The sequence below is a fragment of the Flavobacterium sp. KACC 22761 genome, assembly GCF_034058155.1.
In the GTDB taxonomy this organism is placed as follows: Bacteria; Bacteroidota; Bacteroidia; order Flavobacteriales; family Flavobacteriaceae; genus Flavobacterium.
This window is the reverse complement of record NZ_CP139148.1, coordinates 1,085,602-1,103,529: the sequence shown is the minus strand read 5'-3', so window position 1 is coordinate 1,103,529 and position 17,928 is coordinate 1,085,602. Positions and strand designations below refer to the sequence as shown.

22 protein-coding genes and 1 pseudogene are annotated in these 17,928 nt (G+C 32.9%); 12 read left to right on the top strand and 11 right to left on the bottom strand.

Annotated features, from left to right (window positions below):
- Positions 1-48: 48 nt before the first annotated feature.
- Positions 49-702, bottom strand: coding sequence for a hypothetical protein (locus SCB73_RS04930; protein ID WP_320568992.1), 654 nt, complete (start codon positions 700-702; stop codon positions 49-51).
- A gap of 566 nt (positions 703-1,268) precedes the next feature.
- On the bottom strand, positions 1,269-1,457 hold the full coding sequence (locus SCB73_RS04925) for a hypothetical protein (protein WP_320568991.1): 189 nt from the start codon (positions 1,455-1,457) through the stop codon (positions 1,269-1,271).
- Positions 1,458-1,613: 156 nt separating this feature from the next.
- Between SCB73_RS04925 and SCB73_RS04920 the strand changes: the two genes are divergently transcribed.
- Complete coding sequence (locus tag SCB73_RS04920) at positions 1,614-1,967, top strand: helix-turn-helix domain-containing protein (RefSeq protein WP_320568990.1); 354 nt, start codon at positions 1,614-1,616, stop codon at positions 1,965-1,967.
- Between the two features lie 76 nt (positions 1,968-2,043).
- Here the strand turns inward: SCB73_RS04920 and SCB73_RS04915 are convergent.
- From SCB73_RS04915 to SCB73_RS04905, 3 genes and pseudogenes are all read right to left on the bottom strand, one after another.
- Positions 2,044-2,223, bottom strand: a pseudogene (locus SCB73_RS04915) (aspartate kinase); the annotation flags it as partial.
- Positions 2,219-2,386, bottom strand: coding sequence for a twin-arginine translocase TatA/TatE family subunit (gene tatA / locus SCB73_RS04910; protein WP_320568989.1), 168 nt, complete (start codon positions 2,384-2,386; stop codon positions 2,219-2,221). The pseudogene SCB73_RS04915 and the gene tatA, both read right to left, overlap by 5 nt.
- Positions 2,387-2,618: 232 nt before the next feature.
- On the bottom strand, positions 2,619-2,789 hold the full coding sequence (locus SCB73_RS04905) for a hypothetical protein (protein WP_320568988.1): 171 nt from the start codon (positions 2,787-2,789) through the stop codon (positions 2,619-2,621).
- A 152-nt stretch (positions 2,790-2,941) separates the two neighbouring features.
- Here SCB73_RS04905 and SCB73_RS04900 point away from each other — a divergent pair, with 152 nt between their 5' ends.
- A complete protein-coding gene (locus SCB73_RS04900) occupies positions 2,942-3,295 on the top strand; it encodes a helix-turn-helix transcriptional regulator (protein WP_320568987.1) in 354 nt (117 codons plus the stop codon).
- 77 nt (positions 3,296-3,372) lie between these two features.
- Here the strand turns inward: SCB73_RS04900 and SCB73_RS04895 are convergent, their stop codons facing one another.
- Positions 3,373-4,632, bottom strand: coding sequence for an aspartate kinase (locus SCB73_RS04895; RefSeq protein ID WP_320568986.1), 1,260 nt, complete (start codon positions 4,630-4,632; stop codon positions 3,373-3,375).
- Positions 4,633-4,750: 118 nt separating this feature from the next.
- Positions 4,751-5,239 (bottom strand): GNAT family N-acetyltransferase, encoded by a 489-nt coding sequence (locus SCB73_RS04890; RefSeq protein WP_320568985.1) that lies wholly within the window; start codon positions 5,237-5,239, stop codon positions 4,751-4,753.
- A 171-nt stretch (positions 5,240-5,410) separates the two neighbouring features.
- Between SCB73_RS04890 and fbp the strand changes: the two genes are divergently transcribed.
- Positions 5,411-6,415, top strand: a complete 1,005-nt coding sequence (gene fbp / locus SCB73_RS04885) for a class 1 fructose-bisphosphatase (protein WP_320568984.1) — start codon at positions 5,411-5,413, stop codon at positions 6,413-6,415.
- 66 nt (positions 6,416-6,481) lie between these two features.
- Positions 6,482-6,856, top strand: a complete 375-nt coding sequence (locus SCB73_RS04880; RefSeq protein ID WP_320568983.1) for a hypothetical protein — start codon at positions 6,482-6,484, stop codon at positions 6,854-6,856.
- Between the two features lie 274 nt (positions 6,857-7,130).
- Here the strand turns inward: SCB73_RS04880 and SCB73_RS04875 are convergent, their stop codons facing one another.
- Entirely contained in the window at positions 7,131-7,562 is a 432-nt protein-coding gene (locus SCB73_RS04875; RefSeq protein ID WP_320568982.1) for a TerB family tellurite resistance protein, read from the bottom strand.
- Positions 7,563-7,732: 170 nt separating this feature from the next.
- On the opposite strand from SCB73_RS04875, the gene SCB73_RS04870 reads away from it, so the two are divergent.
- The 5 genes from SCB73_RS04870 to SCB73_RS04850 all read left to right on the top strand — a co-directional run bounded on the left by SCB73_RS04870 (position 7,733) and on the right by SCB73_RS04850 (position 11,127).
- Positions 7,733-8,326, top strand: coding sequence for a HupE/UreJ family protein (locus SCB73_RS04870; protein WP_320568981.1), 594 nt, complete (start codon positions 7,733-7,735; stop codon positions 8,324-8,326).
- 5 nt (positions 8,327-8,331) lie between these two features.
- Positions 8,332-8,763: a deoxycytidylate deaminase gene (locus SCB73_RS04865; RefSeq protein WP_320568980.1), complete on the top strand. Its 432-nt coding sequence runs from the start codon at positions 8,332-8,334 to the stop codon at positions 8,761-8,763.
- The gene (locus SCB73_RS04860; protein ID WP_320568979.1) at positions 8,764-10,347 is read left to right on the top strand and encodes a S41 family peptidase; all 1,584 of its coding nucleotides are present in this window, start codon (positions 8,764-8,766) and stop codon (positions 10,345-10,347) included.
- A gap of 12 nt (positions 10,348-10,359) precedes the next feature.
- Positions 10,360-10,725 carry a nuclear transport factor 2 family protein gene (locus SCB73_RS04855; protein ID WP_320568978.1) on the top strand — a complete coding sequence of 122 codons (366 nt, stop codon included), beginning with the start codon at positions 10,360-10,362 and terminating at the stop codon, positions 10,723-10,725.
- 87 nt (positions 10,726-10,812) lie between these two features.
- A complete protein-coding gene (locus SCB73_RS04850) occupies positions 10,813-11,127 on the top strand; it encodes a hypothetical protein (RefSeq protein ID WP_320568977.1) in 315 nt (104 codons plus the stop codon).
- 102 nt (positions 11,128-11,229) lie between these two features.
- Here the strand turns inward: SCB73_RS04850 and SCB73_RS04845 are convergent, their stop codons facing one another.
- The 3 genes from SCB73_RS04845 to SCB73_RS04835 all read right to left on the bottom strand — a co-directional run bounded on the left by SCB73_RS04845 (position 11,230) and on the right by SCB73_RS04835 (position 12,719).
- Positions 11,230-11,835: an FAD-dependent oxidoreductase gene (locus SCB73_RS04845; RefSeq protein WP_320568976.1), complete on the bottom strand. Its 606-nt coding sequence runs from the start codon at positions 11,833-11,835 to the stop codon at positions 11,230-11,232.
- A 1-nt stretch (position 11,836) separates the two neighbouring features.
- Positions 11,837-12,040, bottom strand: coding sequence for a hypothetical protein (locus SCB73_RS04840; RefSeq protein WP_132987565.1), 204 nt, complete (start codon positions 12,038-12,040; stop codon positions 11,837-11,839).
- Positions 12,041-12,140: 100 nt separating this feature from the next.
- Complete coding sequence (locus SCB73_RS04835) at positions 12,141-12,719, bottom strand: MarC family protein (protein WP_320568975.1); 579 nt, start codon at positions 12,717-12,719, stop codon at positions 12,141-12,143.
- A gap of 322 nt (positions 12,720-13,041) precedes the next feature.
- Between SCB73_RS04835 and SCB73_RS04830 the strand changes: the two genes are divergently transcribed.
- The 3 genes from SCB73_RS04830 to SCB73_RS04820 all read left to right on the top strand — a co-directional run bounded on the left by SCB73_RS04830 (position 13,042) and on the right by SCB73_RS04820 (position 17,578).
- Positions 13,042-13,611, top strand: a complete 570-nt coding sequence (locus SCB73_RS04830) for a DUF3109 family protein (RefSeq protein ID WP_320568974.1) — start codon at positions 13,042-13,044, stop codon at positions 13,609-13,611.
- Positions 13,612-13,947: 336 nt separating this feature from the next.
- Positions 13,948-14,925, top strand: coding sequence for a ribonucleotide-diphosphate reductase subunit beta (locus tag SCB73_RS04825; protein ID WP_026728414.1), 978 nt, complete (start codon positions 13,948-13,950; stop codon positions 14,923-14,925).
- A 262-nt stretch (positions 14,926-15,187) separates the two neighbouring features.
- Positions 15,188-17,578, top strand: coding sequence for a ribonucleoside-diphosphate reductase subunit alpha (locus SCB73_RS04820; RefSeq protein ID WP_320568973.1), 2,391 nt, complete (start codon positions 15,188-15,190; stop codon positions 17,576-17,578).
- Positions 17,579-17,928: the final 350 nt, after the last annotated feature.

Genomic DNA, 17,928 nt, shown 5'->3' with positions numbered 1-17,928 from the left:
TAATAAAAGTAATTGATTATGAAAAGTCTTTTTTTGAATGTTGACATTTTATGAATAATTAAGTGTAAAAAACATTACTGTAACTACCCACAAAAAAAGAGTCGGAACGTAACTTAATGCAACGATTTTTAAGCCATAATCAGTATTTGTATTGGTTAGTTTACCAATTTGATTTCCAAGATAGATTATATAGAAAAGTTCAAATAAATTAAGAACTTGAAAAGGATAAATAAGCCACGACTCCAATCCTCTATACCCAATAATATTTAAAGCTGAAATGGGATAAAAATTTTGAACGTCATTTAAATCGTAGTTTATTTGAAAAAAAGTAAACCAAATAACTTTAAAAATTGGAACTAATAAAAAAATAAACTCTGCTTTTATGACAAAGTTTAAAATAATACTAAACTTTAAATCTTTATTGAAGAAAAATAAACCAATATAAAGTATAGTTGCACTTATAGAAGTTTTGATTAATAACAAAATTGGAAGAAAGATATAACTTAGCCATTCCCATTTTTTTTGAAATTCAAAATATGTATAAATTTGTTTTGAAGTCAGTTGTTCAGTAAGAGAGTTATAAAATAGTTTGTCAAAATGAATTGCATTTTTAAAAAATTCAGCTATTATAATTGTAATAATAGAAAGTATGAACCATTTTGAAAATGGGTATCTAATAATAGTATATTGAGCTCTTTTCAATTATTATTAAAGTTTTTGTTTTTGTAAGGTTAGAAACTATAATGTAGTGATAGTTGGATGTTAATTCTTTTAATTTAAATTCAGAAAATGTCATATAAATAATTTGTAGGATTAGATATACATCCCGATGTAAAAATGTTATTTTTTTATTTTATAAGTTGCTAATAAAATAAGTAAAATGCCAGATGTAGTTATCATGACAGAAATGAAATCACCTTTAAAAAGAATATAGTTCGATGTCTGTAGTAGTATTACTAAAACACATATAAATATCAAATACTGTTTTTTCATTTTTTAAATTTAATTGCTTTGTTACAAAGACGTTGATTACAAAAAATAATAATAATTTCTGATCGTCTATTTTAATATACTAATATCAAATAATTTATGCCATATTGAGGGCCTTTTTTTGGTTTAAAATCAGTTGTTTAGTGTTTTTTTTTCTTTAAAAAGAATTTAATTAAAGATTAAATGATTATTTAAAATAGACGAAAAGAAATTATCCATGAAATTATCCATGAAATTATCCATGAAATTATCCATGAAATTATCCATGAAATTATTAATTAACAACTTCTCATCATTCCAACAATGTTTAATCCCATTCCTGCTCCCCACATTGCTAATCCGATTCCACCAGTTACCGCTCCAATTGTAAGTGCGCCTAAAATTAGTCCAGCTCCTGCAATTACACAATCAACAGAATCTGCCCCACCTTCCAGATTTTCCATTTGAATTAATTCTAATTTTTTCATAATAATTTAAATTTATTGGTTAATATTTGATCTATCTTTCTTACAAATTTATTGTGCAATGAAGAAAAACCTTAGTCGAAAATCGGTTATTAAAAACCTAAATTCGAATAATTGTAAAATAATTCTTATGTTTATATTTGTTTAAAAAGGTTAATTATGAGTAAAATCGTAGGAGATAATTTAAAAATGCTGCGAAAATCAAAAAACATGTCGCAGGAAGAGGTTGCAGATCATTTGAAAATTTCTCAGTCTGCCTATGCAAGAATGGAGCGAGGAGAAAGTACTTCTTGGACTATTCATTTTAATAAAATCTGTGAAGTATTTAAGATTACTCCCGAAGAATTAGTAAGGAAAGGAGTTGGAGATTCTGCGTATGAAGGTTGGATAAACAACGAACGTCAAACGGATATGGCTATGCTTAGAGTTTATCGAAAAATAATTCAACAATATGAATTACAAATCGAAGATCTAAAAATGATAATTAAGCATTTAAATAAAGGTAAAAACTAAAAAGGCTCCACTCTTAAGCGAAGCCTTTTCTAAAATATATTTTGAATTGAATAATTACCTTTTACAAAAAGCTAAATTAGTTTAATTCTTTAGTAACAATCTGCATGGTCTGGCGGCTTACTTGTTTCAATAAAACTTCTTTATCTTTTTCAACCGTTTCTGCAGCTTGTTCTGTGAAGTGGCGAATCGTGTAAAGTGTTACATTTTCGCTGTATTCTACTTTGAATTTTTTGGAAAGAATCGCATTCAAATCATTTAACAGAATTCTCTTTTTTTTCGTTGTCATTTTTTGAGGCTTTTTTAAATTCCTTGAGACCTTCTCCTAGGCCTTTCATCAATTCTGGAATTTTTTTTCCGCCAAAAAAAAGTAGAAGCACAATAACAATTAAAATTATTTCCGTTATACCTAATCTTCCCATAAAATTATTTTTAAATTAATTAATACTAACCTCAAGCAAAATATATGCTTGAGGCTAGTTTAGCATTAATTAGCAAAAGTTAATTTTTGACTCTAAATTATATGAAGCACTAATATGTTGATAGGTCTCATAAGTTAGATGCCCTCATTTTTTATTTAGGTATCTGTAACCTAAACCAATAATGATTACTAGCAATGTTAGAATCAATACTTTGTTGTTCATTTTTATGCTCTTAAGTTAACAAATAACATCCAAGAGTTGTTAAGCCTCCAACTAATGGATTACAACCTGCGGCAATACCCGCGGCTAAGCCATAAGCTCCACATCCATAATCTCTTTTTCCTAAAGGTCTTAATTCACCTCCATTTACATTTTCCATTTGAATTAATTCTAATTTTTTCATTTTTTAAAAAATTAATTGGTTAATACATAAGTTATTTATGGTAAAATTATATTGCTTTTCGAATTTGTATTATTCGAAAATCGGTTATTAAAAACCTAAATTTGAATAATTGTAAATTAATTCCTATGTTTATATTTGTAAAAATGTTAATTATGAATAGAATTGTAGGAAATAATTTAAAAACATTGCGTAAAGCGAAAAACATGTCGCAAGAAGAGGTTGCTGATCATTTAAATATTTCGCAGTCAGCTTACGCTAGAATGGAGAGAGGAGAAAGTACTTCTTGGACTATTCATTTTAATAAAATCTGTGAAGTATTTAAGATTACTCCTGAAGAATTAGTGAGAAGAGGAGTGGGAGATTCTGTTTATGAAAATTTAATAAGTACAGAACTCCAAACGGAAAGTGAAGCGCTTCATTTTTATAGAAAAATAATAAGACAATATGAACTGCAAATAGAAGATCTGAAAATGATTATTAGTGAGTTAAATAAAGGGAAAAACTAAAAAAGGCTTTACAATTAAGTAAAGCCTTTCTAAAAATATATTTTGAATTGAATAATTACCTTTTACAAAAAGCTAAATTAGTTTAATTCTTTTGTCACAATCTGCATAGTTTCACGGCTAACTTGTTTCAATAAAACTTCTTTATCTTTTTCAACCGTTTCTGCAGCTTGTTCTGTAAAGTGACGAATCGTGTAAAGTGTTACATTTTCGCTGTATTCTACTTTGAATTTTTTGGAAAGAATCGCATTCAATTCGTTGAAATTTCCAAATTTATCTTCCACACAAACAGAAAAACTGATTGCAGAGTTCTGAATCAAATTTACTTTGATTTTAAATTCGTGGAATAATCCAAAAATCTCGCTGATGTTTTCTTCCATAATGAAAGAGAAATCAATTGATGAAAGCGAAATCAAAAGCTGTTCTCTTTTTACGATAAAACATGGATATTGTGGCTCCAAGTCAACACCTTTTGAAACACAAGTTCCTTTTAATAAAGGATTCACAAATGATTTTACGTATAACGGAATCTCTTTTTTCTGTAAAGGCTGTAATGTTTTTGGGTGAATTACTGTAGCACCGTAAAATGCTAATTCGATTGCTTCGCGATATGAAATTTGATTAAGCAAACTTGCATTTTCAAAATAACGCGGATCAGCATTCATAACTCCAGGAACATCTTTCCAGATGGTAACACTTTCTGCATTTAAGCAATAAGCAAAAATTCCGGCAGTATAATCAGAACCTTCACGACCAAGAGTTGTAGTAAAATTGTTTTCGTCAGCACCTAAAAATCCTTGTGTGATATTTAGTTGTTTTCTTGGAACATTTTTGCTGATATTTTGTTGCGTAATTTCCCAATCAACACCAGCATCTCTATAATTTGCATCCGTTTTGATAAAATTACGAACATCAAGCCATTGTGTCTGAATTCCTCTGAAATTCATGTAGTGGCTTAAAATATTTGTAGAAATCAATTCCCCAAAACTTACAATTTGATCATAAACAAAGTTGTAATTTGGTGATTTATTGTGCGCTAAAAAATATTCAAGTTCAGCAAATTGCTCGTTTACGGCTGCAAAAACTTGGTGATTTTCATCTTCAAATAAATCCAATAATATTTGGTTGTGATATTTTTTTATTTCCTGTACCGAAGAATTCAGCTCAGGCGATTTGTCAAAATAATTTTTGATTACAACTTCAAGAGCATTTGTGGTTTTTCCCATTGCCGAAACAACCAAAATCACATCTTCGTAACCCACTTTTTGCAAAACGTCGTAAACGTTTTTAATTCCATCCGCATCTTTTACCGATGCTCCTCCAAATTTAAATACTCTCATTATTAATTTATAGATTTTAGTTTTTAGATTTCAGTTTGGGGCGAAATCTTTGTTTATTTTGCCACTAATTCCACGAATTAACACGAATTAATTTGTGGAAATTTGTGGCGATAATTTTTTACAATTTTTCTAGAAATGAATTTAGTCCTGCTTCATCCATTTGAACGACTCTCCATTCGTCAAGAATTCTTGCGCCAGAATTCTCGTAAAATTTAACTGCTGGAGTATTCCAATCCAAGACATTCCATTCTACTCGTCTTACCTTGTCTCTTTTTCCTTGTTTCATGATTTCAGCATAAAGTGCAGAACCTAAACCGGTACCGCGCATTTTTTCTTTTACAATCAAATCTTCAAGATGAATTGTTTTTCCTTTCCAAGTGGAATAGCGGTAATAATACAACGCGATTCCAACAATTTCTTTTTGTTTTTCTTCGTTTTCAATTTCTGCTACAAAAACATGAAATAATGGTTTTTCGCCAAAACCGTCACGAACTAAATCTTCTTCTGTAACAACGACCGCTTCGGGTTCTTTTTCGAATATCGCCAGCTCCTGAATTAGCCCTAACACCGATTTCATGTCTTCAGGATTTCCTTTTCTAATATTCATATATTCGTATTATTAAGTGTTTATTAGCTAAAAAAGCGTTTTTTTACTAGGTACTTTTTGCTGATAATTAGCAAATATACAATAGTAGCAAACTAACAACATAATTTTTAAATCATTCTCACAAAATAAACGATATTTGTGACTTAAAAATAAAACTACAACGATATAGTAATGGAAGAACGCAATAAAACACTGGGAGAGTTTATTATTGAGAACCAAAAAGCATTTCAGTATTCGTCGGGAGAGCTTTCCCGTATTATCAACTCTATACGTTTGGCGGCAAAAGTTGTCAACTATAAAGTAAACCAAGCCGGACTAGTGGACATCATCGGCGCCGCAGGCGAACAGAATGTTCAGGGAGAAGACCAGCAAAAATTAGATGTCTATGCAAACGAAGTATTTATCCAGACGTTAATAAACCGTGAGATTGTCTGTGGTATTGCTTCTGAAGAAAACGACGATTTTATAACTGTTCAGGGGAGCGACAACAGTCATAATAATAAGTACGTGATCTTAATGGATCCGCTTGACGGATCTTCAAACATTGATGTAAATGTTTCTGTGGGAACAATTTTTTCTGTTTTCAGAAGAATTACGCCAATAGGAACTCCGGTAACAAGCGAGGATTTTTTACAACCGGGAATCAATCAAGTGGCAGCAGGCTATGTAATTTATGGAACTTCTACGATGTTGGTTTATACCACTGGGCATGGCGTAAACGGATTTACACTAAATCCAGCAATTGGTACATTTTATCTTTCACACCCAAATATGAGGTTTCCTGAAAATGGAAATATCTATTCGGTAAACGAAGGAAATTATGTTCATTTTCCGCAAGGAGTAAAAAATTACATCAAATATTGCCAGCGTGAAGAAGAAGATCGACCTTATACTTCAAGATATATAGGAAGTTTGGTTGCCGATTTTCATCGAAATATGATCAAAGGCGGTATTTATATTTATCCGACAAGTTCAAAAGCGCCAAAAGGAAAATTACGTTTGTTGTACGAATGCAATCCAATGGCGTTTATTGCAGAACAAGCAGGAGGAAAAGCAACAGATGGTTTTGGAAGAATCATGGAAATCCAGCCGACAGAATTGCATCAAAGAGTTCCGTTTTTCTGCGGAAGCAAAAACATGGTCGAAAAAGCGGAAGAGTTTATGGCGGAAGTGTAATAATAACACTATTTTGCAAACGCAACCTTTTTGTATTTTCAATATCTATGTAAATAAAATAGACTTATGAAAAATATATTTGTTTTGGTTGTTCTGGTTTTTGCTTTAGTTGGCTGTTCTAATGACGATTCGTCTGAAGTAAGAATCCGATTGTCGAATGCCAGTAAGTTTAATTTTCAAAATATTATCGTAAATAGTTCAAGTGGTAATGTGAATTTTGAGAATATAAATTCTGGACAGAAGTCAGGTTATAAAACTTTTTCGTTAGCATATAGCTACGCATTTGTTGAATTGCAAATTGATGGCAAAACCTATACTTTACAACCTATTGATTATGTTGGAGAAATACCACTGAAAAAAGGGAATTATACGTATGAGATTACCGCAAATGATTCTCAAGATCAATACGGAAAATTGAATTTGAAATTAATTAAGGATTAATGTATAATTCAATTTTGAAAAAAAACGATTGGTTTTAAACTGGACTGAAGTCCAGCTCTACAATATAATTTGTTCCTTCGGAACTAGAAAAGAGCTTTAGCTCGGCCTATGTTGTAGGGCCGGACTTCAGTCCGGTTTGTGGTTGAGTTGAATGTATAAAATCTAAACATAAAACCCGACAGGTTTTAAAAACTTGTCGGGTTTATAATTTAAAATTTATTTCAATTTTCGATTAAGTTAAAATTGCAAACTGAGACCGAAAACTGATAAACTATTATTTATGCATGTGCTGCATTTCGTAAATAAAAGTATCTGCATCAACTTTTTTGTCAACTAATGACAATGCTTTTGCAATAATATAATCAACATTGCTTGGTGTAAATCCTAAAGCAACACTTATTTTCTTTAATAATACCTCTTGCTTATCTTCAAGTTGGTGGTCAACATGAACCATTCGGGTTAAATCGTATAAACGTTCCAAGCGTTGAACATAAGAATACGGTGGGTTGATAGGATATTTTAAAGGATCGCTTAGGATTTCCTCGTATTCAGACTCTGTGATTTCTAAACGTGAAGCTAATTTGTCTAAAAATTGTTTTTCCTCTGGATACACAACTCCGTCTGCTAATGCTACACGAACGATAGCTGAAAAGTGCCCTTTGTTTCTTTGTTTGAATTCGCTATCAAATAATTCTGAAAATGACATAATTATAAAGTTTTATTAACACAAATATAAATCTTATTTTAATTTAACGATTTTAAATTTCTCATAAAATTTAACGTAATTTTCTGCGTTGTTTTAAAGATGGACTTCACGAAATTTTCAAAATAAGTCGTAAGTTTACATCCCCTAATCATTTAATAGAAATGCCACCTATGTCAGAATTTTGGATTTATTTTCAGATAGGATTAAAACACGTTTTAGATATCCACGCCTACGATCACGTTCTTTTTTTAATCGCACTAACGATTCCTTACACTTTTAAAGATTGGAAACGAATTTTGCTCTTGGTTTCTGTTTTTACCATCGGTCACACTGTAGCATTAATTCTTTCTGTTTTCGGAATAATTGCAGTAAAAGTAAATCTTGTTGAATTCCTAATTCCAATTACGATTTTAATAACCGCCTTATATCATTTGTTTACAGCTGGAAAAGCTACTAAAAACGAAGGTGTAAATTTGGTTTTCATTGTTACATTGTTTTTTGGACTAATTCACGGACTTGGATTCTCAAATTATTTTAAAACAATTTTAGGTGGTACAGCAACTTCAAAATTATTACCTTTAGGGGAATTTGCGTTAGGAATTGAAGCAGCACAATTAGTTGTAGTTTTCGTAGCTTTGATACTATCATATATAGTGCAAACGGTATTTCGTTTTTCAAAACGCGATTGGGCGCTTGTAATGTCGGCTTTTATTGTTGGAGTTGTGATTCCAATGATTGTTGAAAGCCCAATTTGGAACAGATAAAATAAATGGAGATAAAAAAATTAAACAAATACGATAAGGCTTATTTGAGAATTGCAAAAGAATGGAGTCAGCTTTCGTACTGCAAACGCAAGCAAGTAGGCGCCATTATCGTAAAAGACCGAATGATTATTTCTGATGGCTATAACGGAACGCCATCGGGATTTGAAAATTGTTGCGAAGATGAAGAAGGATTAACCCGTTGGGATGTTCTTCATGCCGAGGCAAATGCAATTTTAAAAGTAGCTCGGTCAACACAATCTTGTGAAGGCGCAACGTTGTATATTACGCTTTCGCCTTGCAAAGAATGTAGTAAATTGATACATCAATCCGGAATAAAAAGAGTGGTGTATAAAGATGGATATCGTGATGATTCTGGAATTCAATTTTTAATAAAAGCAGGTATTGAAGTCGAACATATTCCTGTTTTAGAAGAGTAAATGAAATTCAATTCTAAATATTTGCCAATTGTGATCGGAGCGACTTTTGCTCTTGGAACTGTGCTGGGAAGCTTGATGAATGCTCCCGCAGATGATCAGCTTTTGGCCAAAAATTATTCTAAAACCAAACTTAACAAACTGATCGATTTTATTAATAATGAATATGTCGACAGCATCAATACAGATTCGATTGTAAATCTTACAGTTGATAATATTCTTTCCAAATTAGACCCGCATTCTGTTTATATTCCACCAAGTGAACAAGCCGAAGTTGCCGAAAGCATGAAAGGCGATTTCGTTGGGATCGGGATTAATTTTTACATGTATAAAGATTCAGTTGCGATTATAAAACCAATTGAAAACGGACCTTCAGCGAAAGCGGGAATTAAATCGGGAGATCGCATTTTATTTGCTGGGAAAACGAAATTATTTGGAAGAAAATTGCCTTCAGACAGTTTGTTTTCGAAATTAAAAGGACTTCAAGGTTCAGAAATTGAATTGACTGTTTTTAGAAAATCGGAACAAAAGAAACTGAAATTTAAAGTACGCAGAGATGTTATTCCGATAAAAAGTGTTGACGCTTCGGTTTTACTTGGAAACAATACCGGTTACATCAAAATCAACCGATTTGCCGAAACAACGTATAAAGAATTCAAAACCGGTTTAACGAGATTGAAACAAAGCGGTATTCAATCGCTTGTAATCGACCTTCGTGACAATGGCGGTGGTTATATGGAAGAAGCCGTAGCAATTGCCGATGAGTTTTTGAAAGACAAACAATTGATTGTTTTTACAAAAAATAAAAACGGTGAAACTGAAAAAACATATGCCACAAAAGCCGGAAGTTTTGAAACCGGAAAAGTATATGTTTTAATAAACGAAAACAGTGCTTCGGCAAGTGAAATTTTGGCTGGAGCTATTCAAGATAATGATCGCGGTGTTATTGTTGGACGCCGTTCTTTCGGGAAAGGTTTGGTGCAGCGTGAAATGGATTTCAATGACGGATCAGCGGTAAGATTAACTGTAGCGCGTTATTACACGCCAACAGGAAGATCGATTCAAAAGCCTTATAAAAAAGGAAACGAAGAATATTTTAAAGAATCAGAATCTCGAATTAAATCGGGGGAGCTTTATGCAAAAGATAGCATTAAAGTAGCAGATTCTTTAAAATTCAAAACTCCAAAAGGAAAAATCGTTTATGGCGGAGGAGGAATCGTTCCTGATGTTTTTGTTCCGATGGAAGCAGAGCACGGAAATGAAAATGTTGCTTATTTGTTGCAAACCGGAATTGTAGGACATTTCGTTTTTGAAGAATTGGATAAAAACCGAAAAGCATTTGCTGGATTGAATTTTGCTTCATTTTTAGAAGAAATGAAAACGTCTGATGTTTATTTCAAAAAGTTCAAAAACTACGTGGCAATAACAGGTTTGGATTTAAAATTGGATAAAACCAAAGCTCTAGTAAATCGCTATATTACAGCAGAGTTTGCAAGACAATTATTTGGCGAAGTATATTATTACAATGTGGTCTTGAAAGAAGACGCTATGATAAAATCAATTTTGAGTCCGAAGAAACAATCTTAAAAGTGTTCAAAGATGACAATAGAAGAAGTTGTAAATGCCGAAATAGAACTTTTGACAGCAATTAAAAAAGCTGATGTTTCAACTTTAGAAAAAATCCTTCACGACGATTTGCTTTTCAATTTGCCAGATGGAAACACCATTACAAAAGAATTTGATTTGGATTCGTATCGCTCAGGAAAAATGAAAATTGACACCCTCGAAGCATTAGATCAAAACATCAATATTATTGATAATGTTGCAGTTGTTGCGGTAACGGTTTCATTAAAAGGAGCTTTTGGAGATTTTGCTATTGATGGTGCTTTTCGTTACATCAGAGTTTGGAAACAATTTGATGGTATTTTAAAAGTGATTGCTGGAAGTTGTGTTCAATTGGCATAAATCTTGAAAAGAATTTAATACTAACTTAAAATAGAACTTGGCAAATTTAGCATGATTATCACGTATTTTGCGGGCTAAAACAATTATATGAAAAATTTAAAGAAAATAGGTTTCCTTTTTGTTTTGATGACATTTATTATTTCTTGTGCTGGTGCGAAAGATACTTCTAGAACAGTTTCAGGAAAAGTAGAATCAATTGAAGGCGGAAAAGACGGTTACACTGCAAAAATCAACACAGCTCAGAAAGAAGTGTATTTTGCCACAATCAGTATTGTAAATGTGGGCGGACCACAAAACTACAAACAAGTAAAAATTGGTGATGAAGTTTCAGTAAAAGGAGAATTCTGGAAAAACGAAGACGAAAACCATATTAAAGTAACTCAGATTATTTCGGTGAAATAATTAGAAACGAAAATTAAACCGTATAAGTCATATAAGTTCATTTAATGCTTTGCGCATAAATTTACATGAACTTATATGACTTATATGGTTTAATAATTTTATTTATCGAATGCTATCGTGCGAATGAGTCTGTATGCCATTATTCCATAAAGTTAGAATATCTGTGGCAACTGCGGCACCACTTCCGGCAGCAATGGCTAATTGACTTCTCCAGCCTGCTAAAGTCCCAATTACGTAAATTCCATCAGCAACTTTGTGGTCTTCGTTTTTAAGCTGAATTCGCTGTTTTTCTGGGAGTGCTTTTTTATGAGGTTCAACAAATTGAGTCAAACCTTCAATGTCAAAAGTGTTGGCAGAACCAATTCCGACAACGATATTTTTTGTTTTATAAGAGTTTTTATTCGTGACAACAGTAAATTCAGGATAATTGCCCTCAATTTTTATTACTTTTTCATTAGGAATCTGAACAATGTGTGGGTAAGTTGTCGCTAAATCCTGTGTGCTTTCTGTAAGCAGTTCAGAACCTAATTTTCCTGGTGTAATGCCATAAGCATTGTAGAAAATTGCTTCTTGTAACGAAGAATTCTTTTGATGTGTAAAAATTCCGATTTTTTTATCGGTAACAAAAGCTTTATTTTTTGCAGAGCCTAAGACTAAAGCACAAGACATGCCTGATACGCCTCCGCCAATAATTAGAACATCAAACATGTTATCTGTTTTCGTTCATTTTTTCTTCAATTCTTTTGGATATTCTAAAAATCAAAAGAATCAATACGGCGCAGAAAGAAGCTGCGATTCCAATAAAAGCTACCATACTATCCCCTTGAAATGGATTTTTGAAGTCTAATAGCGTAATATTAAAAACAATTAAAGCTAATGCCAAAAGCACTAATATTGAAGTAAAAATTTTCATCTGGTTTTTTTTGTTTAAAATAATCAAAGTAAAACTTTAAAAAAATGGCTTAAAGTTTTGTTTTTAGAAATTTTATGGGGTAAAAGTATAAAAATAAATGTTAGACGAACAAACCTTTAACATTAGCAGCGAATAATTTAACAGCAATTGCTAAAAGTATGACGCCAAATGTCTTGCGGACTACGCCAAGTCCGTTTTCTCCCAATAGATTTTCGATTTTTTTAGATGATTTTAAAACAATGTAAACCAAGATGATATTCAGCAGAATAGCAATGATGATATTAATAGTATGAAATTGAGATCGAAGCGACAATAAAGTAGTCATAGTTCCTGCTCCGGCAATAAGAGGAAATGCTAAAGGAACGATAGAAGCTGATCCCGGTTCTTCATCACGATAAATTCGGATTCCTAGAATCATTTCTAAAGCAAGAAAAAACAAAACAAAAGATCCTGCAACGGCAAATGAATGAACATCAATGCCAATTAGGTTCAGCAAACCTTCCCCAACAAAAAGAAAAACAATCATAATGGCTCCTGCGACAATTGAAGCTTTTTCAGAGTCAATGTGGCCAACTTTCGCTCTTAAATTCACAATAATCGGAATTGAGCCAACAATATCGATTACGGCAAAAAGCACCATACCAACAGTAATGATTTCTTTGAAATTGATTTCTAACATATCATTTTGATTTTTAAGGTTTAAAAAACTGCTGCAAAAGTAGTTAATAAAGTTAGGTGTTTTTTCGTTACGATGTATTTTTGTTATAAAAATATGTTTTATAGGTTAAAAAAGTGATATTTGTAACAATAGCTGGTTTAACCACAAAAATCCGCAAAGAATTACGCAAGGTTCGCAAGGATAAAAAAACTAATAATACTTTGCTCCCGATAGCTATCGGGATTGCGTAAACCCTTGCGAACTTTGCGGTTAAATTTTCATCCTATTTTATCTCCTTTCTTTGACTATCTTTGCACTTTATAAATTACAGTATTTTAGAATCATGTTTCAGTTAGGTAAAACTATTATTTCAGAAGATATTCTGGAGAAAGAATTTGTGTGCAACTTGTCTGCTTGTAAAGGAGCTTGTTGTGTTGATGGAGATGCGGGCGCGCCTTTGAATGAGGCTGAAACTAAAATCTTAGAAGAAATCTACCCAAAAGTGAAACCTTTTTTAAGAAAAGAAGGTATTGCTGCCATTGAAGCGCAGGGAACTTGGGTAAAAGGAACCGACGGCGATCTTGAAACGCCGCTTATTGACAATAAAGATTGCGCTTACGTGATTTTTGATGGAAAAACTGCGCTTTGTGGCATCGAACAAGCCTACAATCAAGGAATCGTTGATTGGAAAAAACCAGTTTCTTGCCACTTATATCCAATTCGTGTAAAGGACTTTACTGAATTTGCCGCTGTCAATTATGATAAATGGGATATTTGTGATGACGCCTGTTCATTGGGTAAAGAATTGGAAGTTCCAGTTTACAAATTCGTCAAAGAAGCTTTGATTCGTCGCTTTGGTGAAGATTGGTATTTGGAGCTTGAAAAAGTTGCCGAAGAACTTAAAAATTCTTAATAAAACAACGGTCATTCGCCGTGCTTGGGATTGCTCGAGTTTTAATCAAAAAAACAAAGCTTGAGCCTCAAAAAAACTTTTAAAAACAATTAAAAATTTCTTGCTTTTTATTTCAAAAAGTCTATATTTTACAGCCCTTCAAGGGGTAAAATAAGGTTTTAAAATGTTCATTTACAATAAATTAATTATTGTCTGAAAAGTTTGCTGCTTTTGGGCTGTTGTTAAAAACTACTCCCGATTGTGAATAAGTTTGACTTTTATTTTTGGCAACAATTGACAATCTTTGTAGTGTACTGAAAAAGCAAAATTTTAGTATAAAAATTAAACAATATTGTCATGTCGCAAATAGAGCCAATCTTACAAGAAAATAAAAATCGTTTCGTTATCTTTCCTATCAAACACCATGATATTTGGGAATGGTATAAAAAAATGGAAGCTAGTTTCTGGACTGCCGAAGAAATCGATTTGCACCAAGACTTGACAGATTGGAATAATAAACTTAATGATGACGAAAGATATTTCATTAAGCACATTTTAGCATTCTTTGCGGCTTCTGACGGAATCGTAAATGAAAATCTTGCTGAGAACTTTGTAAACGAAGTTCAATATGCTGAAGCTAAATTTTTCTATGGTTTCCAAATCATGATGGAAAACATTCACAGTGAAACCTATTCTTTATTAATTGATACTTACGTTAAAGACGAAGCCGAAAAAACAGAATTGTTTAATGCTTTAGAAGTATTCCCGGCAATTGCTAAAAAAGGAGAATGGGCTTTAAAATGGATCGAGTCAGATTCATTTGCTGAAAGACTTATTGCTTTTGCTGCCGTTGAAGGAATCTTTTTCTCAGGAGCTTTCTGTTCAATTTATTGGTTGAAAAAACGTGGTTTGATGCCAGGTTTGACATTCTCTAATGAGTTGATTTCTCGTGACGAAGGTGTACATTGTGATTTTGCAGTTCACTTGCATAATCATCACTTGGTTAACAAAGTTCCAAAAGACAGAATTAAAGAAATCATTGTTGATGCCTTAGATATCGAAAGACAATTTGTTACAGAATCGCTTCCGGTGAGTTTAATTGGTATGAACGCTACTTTAATGACGCAATATTTAGAATTTGTTGCTGATAGATTATTAGTAGAATTAGGTTGCGAGCGTGTGTATGGATCAGCGAATCCGTTTGATTTCATGGACATGATTTCTCTTCAAGGAAAAACTAATTTCTTTGAAAAACGTGTTGCAGAGTATCAAAAATCTGGTGTGATGAACACAGACAGTGATGCTCAGAAAATTTCATTTGATGCAGATTTTTAGACAACAAAAAACTTTTAGCATTTGCTTCTTCAAGAAATGCTGAAAAAAGATTAACAGAATATTTTAAGGTTGAATCTCTTTCCCAAATCGCAGATTCAATAGCAATTTTTGACGTATTTAAGTTCGATTTCCGAATTTGAAACGGGTAACTATTGAGAATTTCGCAATTCTCTAAAATTAATTTTAAAACACGCAATGTTTAAGTGCTGGAGTTCGTTCTCTAGGTACTTTCATTTTTTCAATAACTATAAATAGTAAGCTTATGTATGTAGTAAAAAGAGATGGCCACAGAGAGCCCGTAATGTTTGATAAGATTACAGAAAGAATCAAAAAATTGTGTTACGGCTTGAATGAGCTCGTAGATCCAGTGAAGGTAGCCATGAGAGTTATCGAAGGATTGTATGATGGGGTTTCTACTTCTGAACTAGATAATCTTGCAGCAGAAACGGCGGCTTCTATGACTATTGCGCATCCAGATTATGCTCAATTGGCAGCGCGTGTGGCAATTTCGAATCTACATTCAAATACTAAAAAATCTTTCTCTGAAACGATGAAAGATATGTACAATTACGTAAATCCAAGAAACGGACAAGATGCACCGTTAATTGCAGATGACGTGTACAAAGTAATTCAAGAAAATGCTGCTTTTTTAGATTCTCACATTATTTATACAAGAGATTTTAATTACGATTACTTTGGTTTCAAAACTTTAGAGCGTTCTTATCTTCTTAAAATAAACGGAAAAATCGTGGAGCGTCCGCAGCACATGTTGATGCGTGTTTCGGTTGGTATTCACTTAGATGATTTAAAATCGGTAATTGAAACTTACGATTTGATGTCTAAAAAGTTCTTTACGCACGCAACGCCAACGTTGTTCAACGCAGGAACGCCAAAACCGCAAATGTCTTCTTGTTTCCTTTTGGCAATGCAAGATGATAGTATTGATGGTATTTACGATACATTAAAACAAACAGCAAAAATCTCACAATCAGCGGGAGGAATCGGACTTTCTATTCATAACGTTCGTGCAACAGGATCTTATATTCGCGGTACAAACGGAACTTCAAACGGAATTGTTCCAATGTTGAGAGTTTTCAATGACACAGCTCGTTACGTAGATCAAGGTGGTGGAAAACGTAAAGGAAGTTTTGCGATTTACATCGAAACTTGGCATGCTGATATTTTCGAATTCTTGGATTTAAAGAAAAATACAGGAAAAGAAGAAATGCGTGCAAGAGATTTATTCTTTGCTATGTGGACTTCAGATTTGTTCATGAAACGTGTTCAGGAAGATTCAACATGGACTTTAATGTGTCCTAACGAATGTCCAGGTTTATATGATGTTTACGGAGATGAATTCGAAGCTTTATATACAGATTATGAATTCAGAGGAAAAGGAAGAAAAACAATCCGTGCTCGTGAATTATGGGAGAAAATCCTTGAGTCACAAATCGAGACTGGAACGCCATATATGTTGTACAAAGATGCAGCAAACCGTAAATCGAACCACAAGAATTTAGGAACAATTCGTTCTTCGAACTTGTGTACAGAGATTATGGAGTTTACTTCTAAAGATGAAATTGCAGTTTGTAACTTGGCTTCTATTTCATTGCCAATGTTTATTGAAAACGGAAAATTCGATCACCAAGCACTTTACAATGTTACAAAACGTGTAACGCGTAACTTGAACAAAGTAATCGACAGAAACTACTATCCAGTAAAAGAAGCTGAAAATTCAAATATGCGTCACCGTCCAGTAGGTTTAGGTGTGCAAGGTTTAGCAGATGCTTTTATTATGCTTCGTATGCCTTTTACAAGTGATGAAGCAAAAGCGTTGAACCAAGAGATTTTCGAAACATTATATTTCGCTGCTGTAACCGCTTCTATGGAAATGGCAAAAGAAGAAGGACCGTATTCAACTTTCGAAGGTTCGCCAATGTCACAAGGAGAATTCCAACACAATATGTGGGGAATGAAAGATGAGGAATTATCAGGCCGTTGGGACTGGGCTTCATTAAGAAAAGAAGTGATGGAACACGGAGTTCGTAACTCATTATTAGTTGCGCCAATGCCGACTGCTTCAACTTCTCAGATTCTTGGAAACAACGAAGCTTTCGAACCATATACATCAAACATTTACACACGTCGTGTATTGTCTGGAGAATTCATCGTAGTAAACAAACATTTACTTGAAGACTTGGTAAAACTAGGTTTATGGAACGAGTCATTGAAACAGGAAATTATGCGTCATAATGGTTCTGTCCAAAATATAGATATTATTCCGCAAGACTTGAAAGATCTTTACAAAACAGTTTGGGAAATGTCGATGAAAGATATTATTGATATGTCTCGCCAAAGAGGATATTTTATTGACCAGTCTCAATCGTTGAATTTGTTCATGCAAGATGCAAACTATTCTAAACTAACGTCAATGCACTTCTACGCTTGGCAATCTGGTTTAAAAACAGGAATGTACTACTTAAGAACAAAAGCGGCTGTAGATGCGATTAAATTCACATTAAACAACGATAAAAAAGAAGAAACTCCATCTTTAGTTCAAGAAACGGAATCAATCAGTGTTGAGGATTACAAAGCAATGCTTTTAAAAGCACAAGCGGCAGATCCTGAGGATTGTGAGATGTGTGGGTCTTAATTCTTTTTTTACAAAATATATAGTTAAGTTTTTCTTTTAAAATATTTAAGAGAAAAACTTAACTAATTTAAAATTTAGTTCTTTGAATTAATTTGGTTCGACTTTAGATTGTCTCTTCAATCTTTCGTCAGGATTGCCCAAGAACACCTTTCCAAAGTGTTAGTTAGAACTTCATTAGTTGTTTGGCTATTCATTTCATTAAAGGGTTCTGTGTCTATCTCGTTTGATGCCATTGTGTATGACAGACAGAAACCTATAGAAACATTGGCACCAAGCTATTTATTTAGTGAGGCGGACAGGCAGAAAGCTGCGGATTTAAAAAAGCATGCGAAATTTCGAAAAAACTTTCG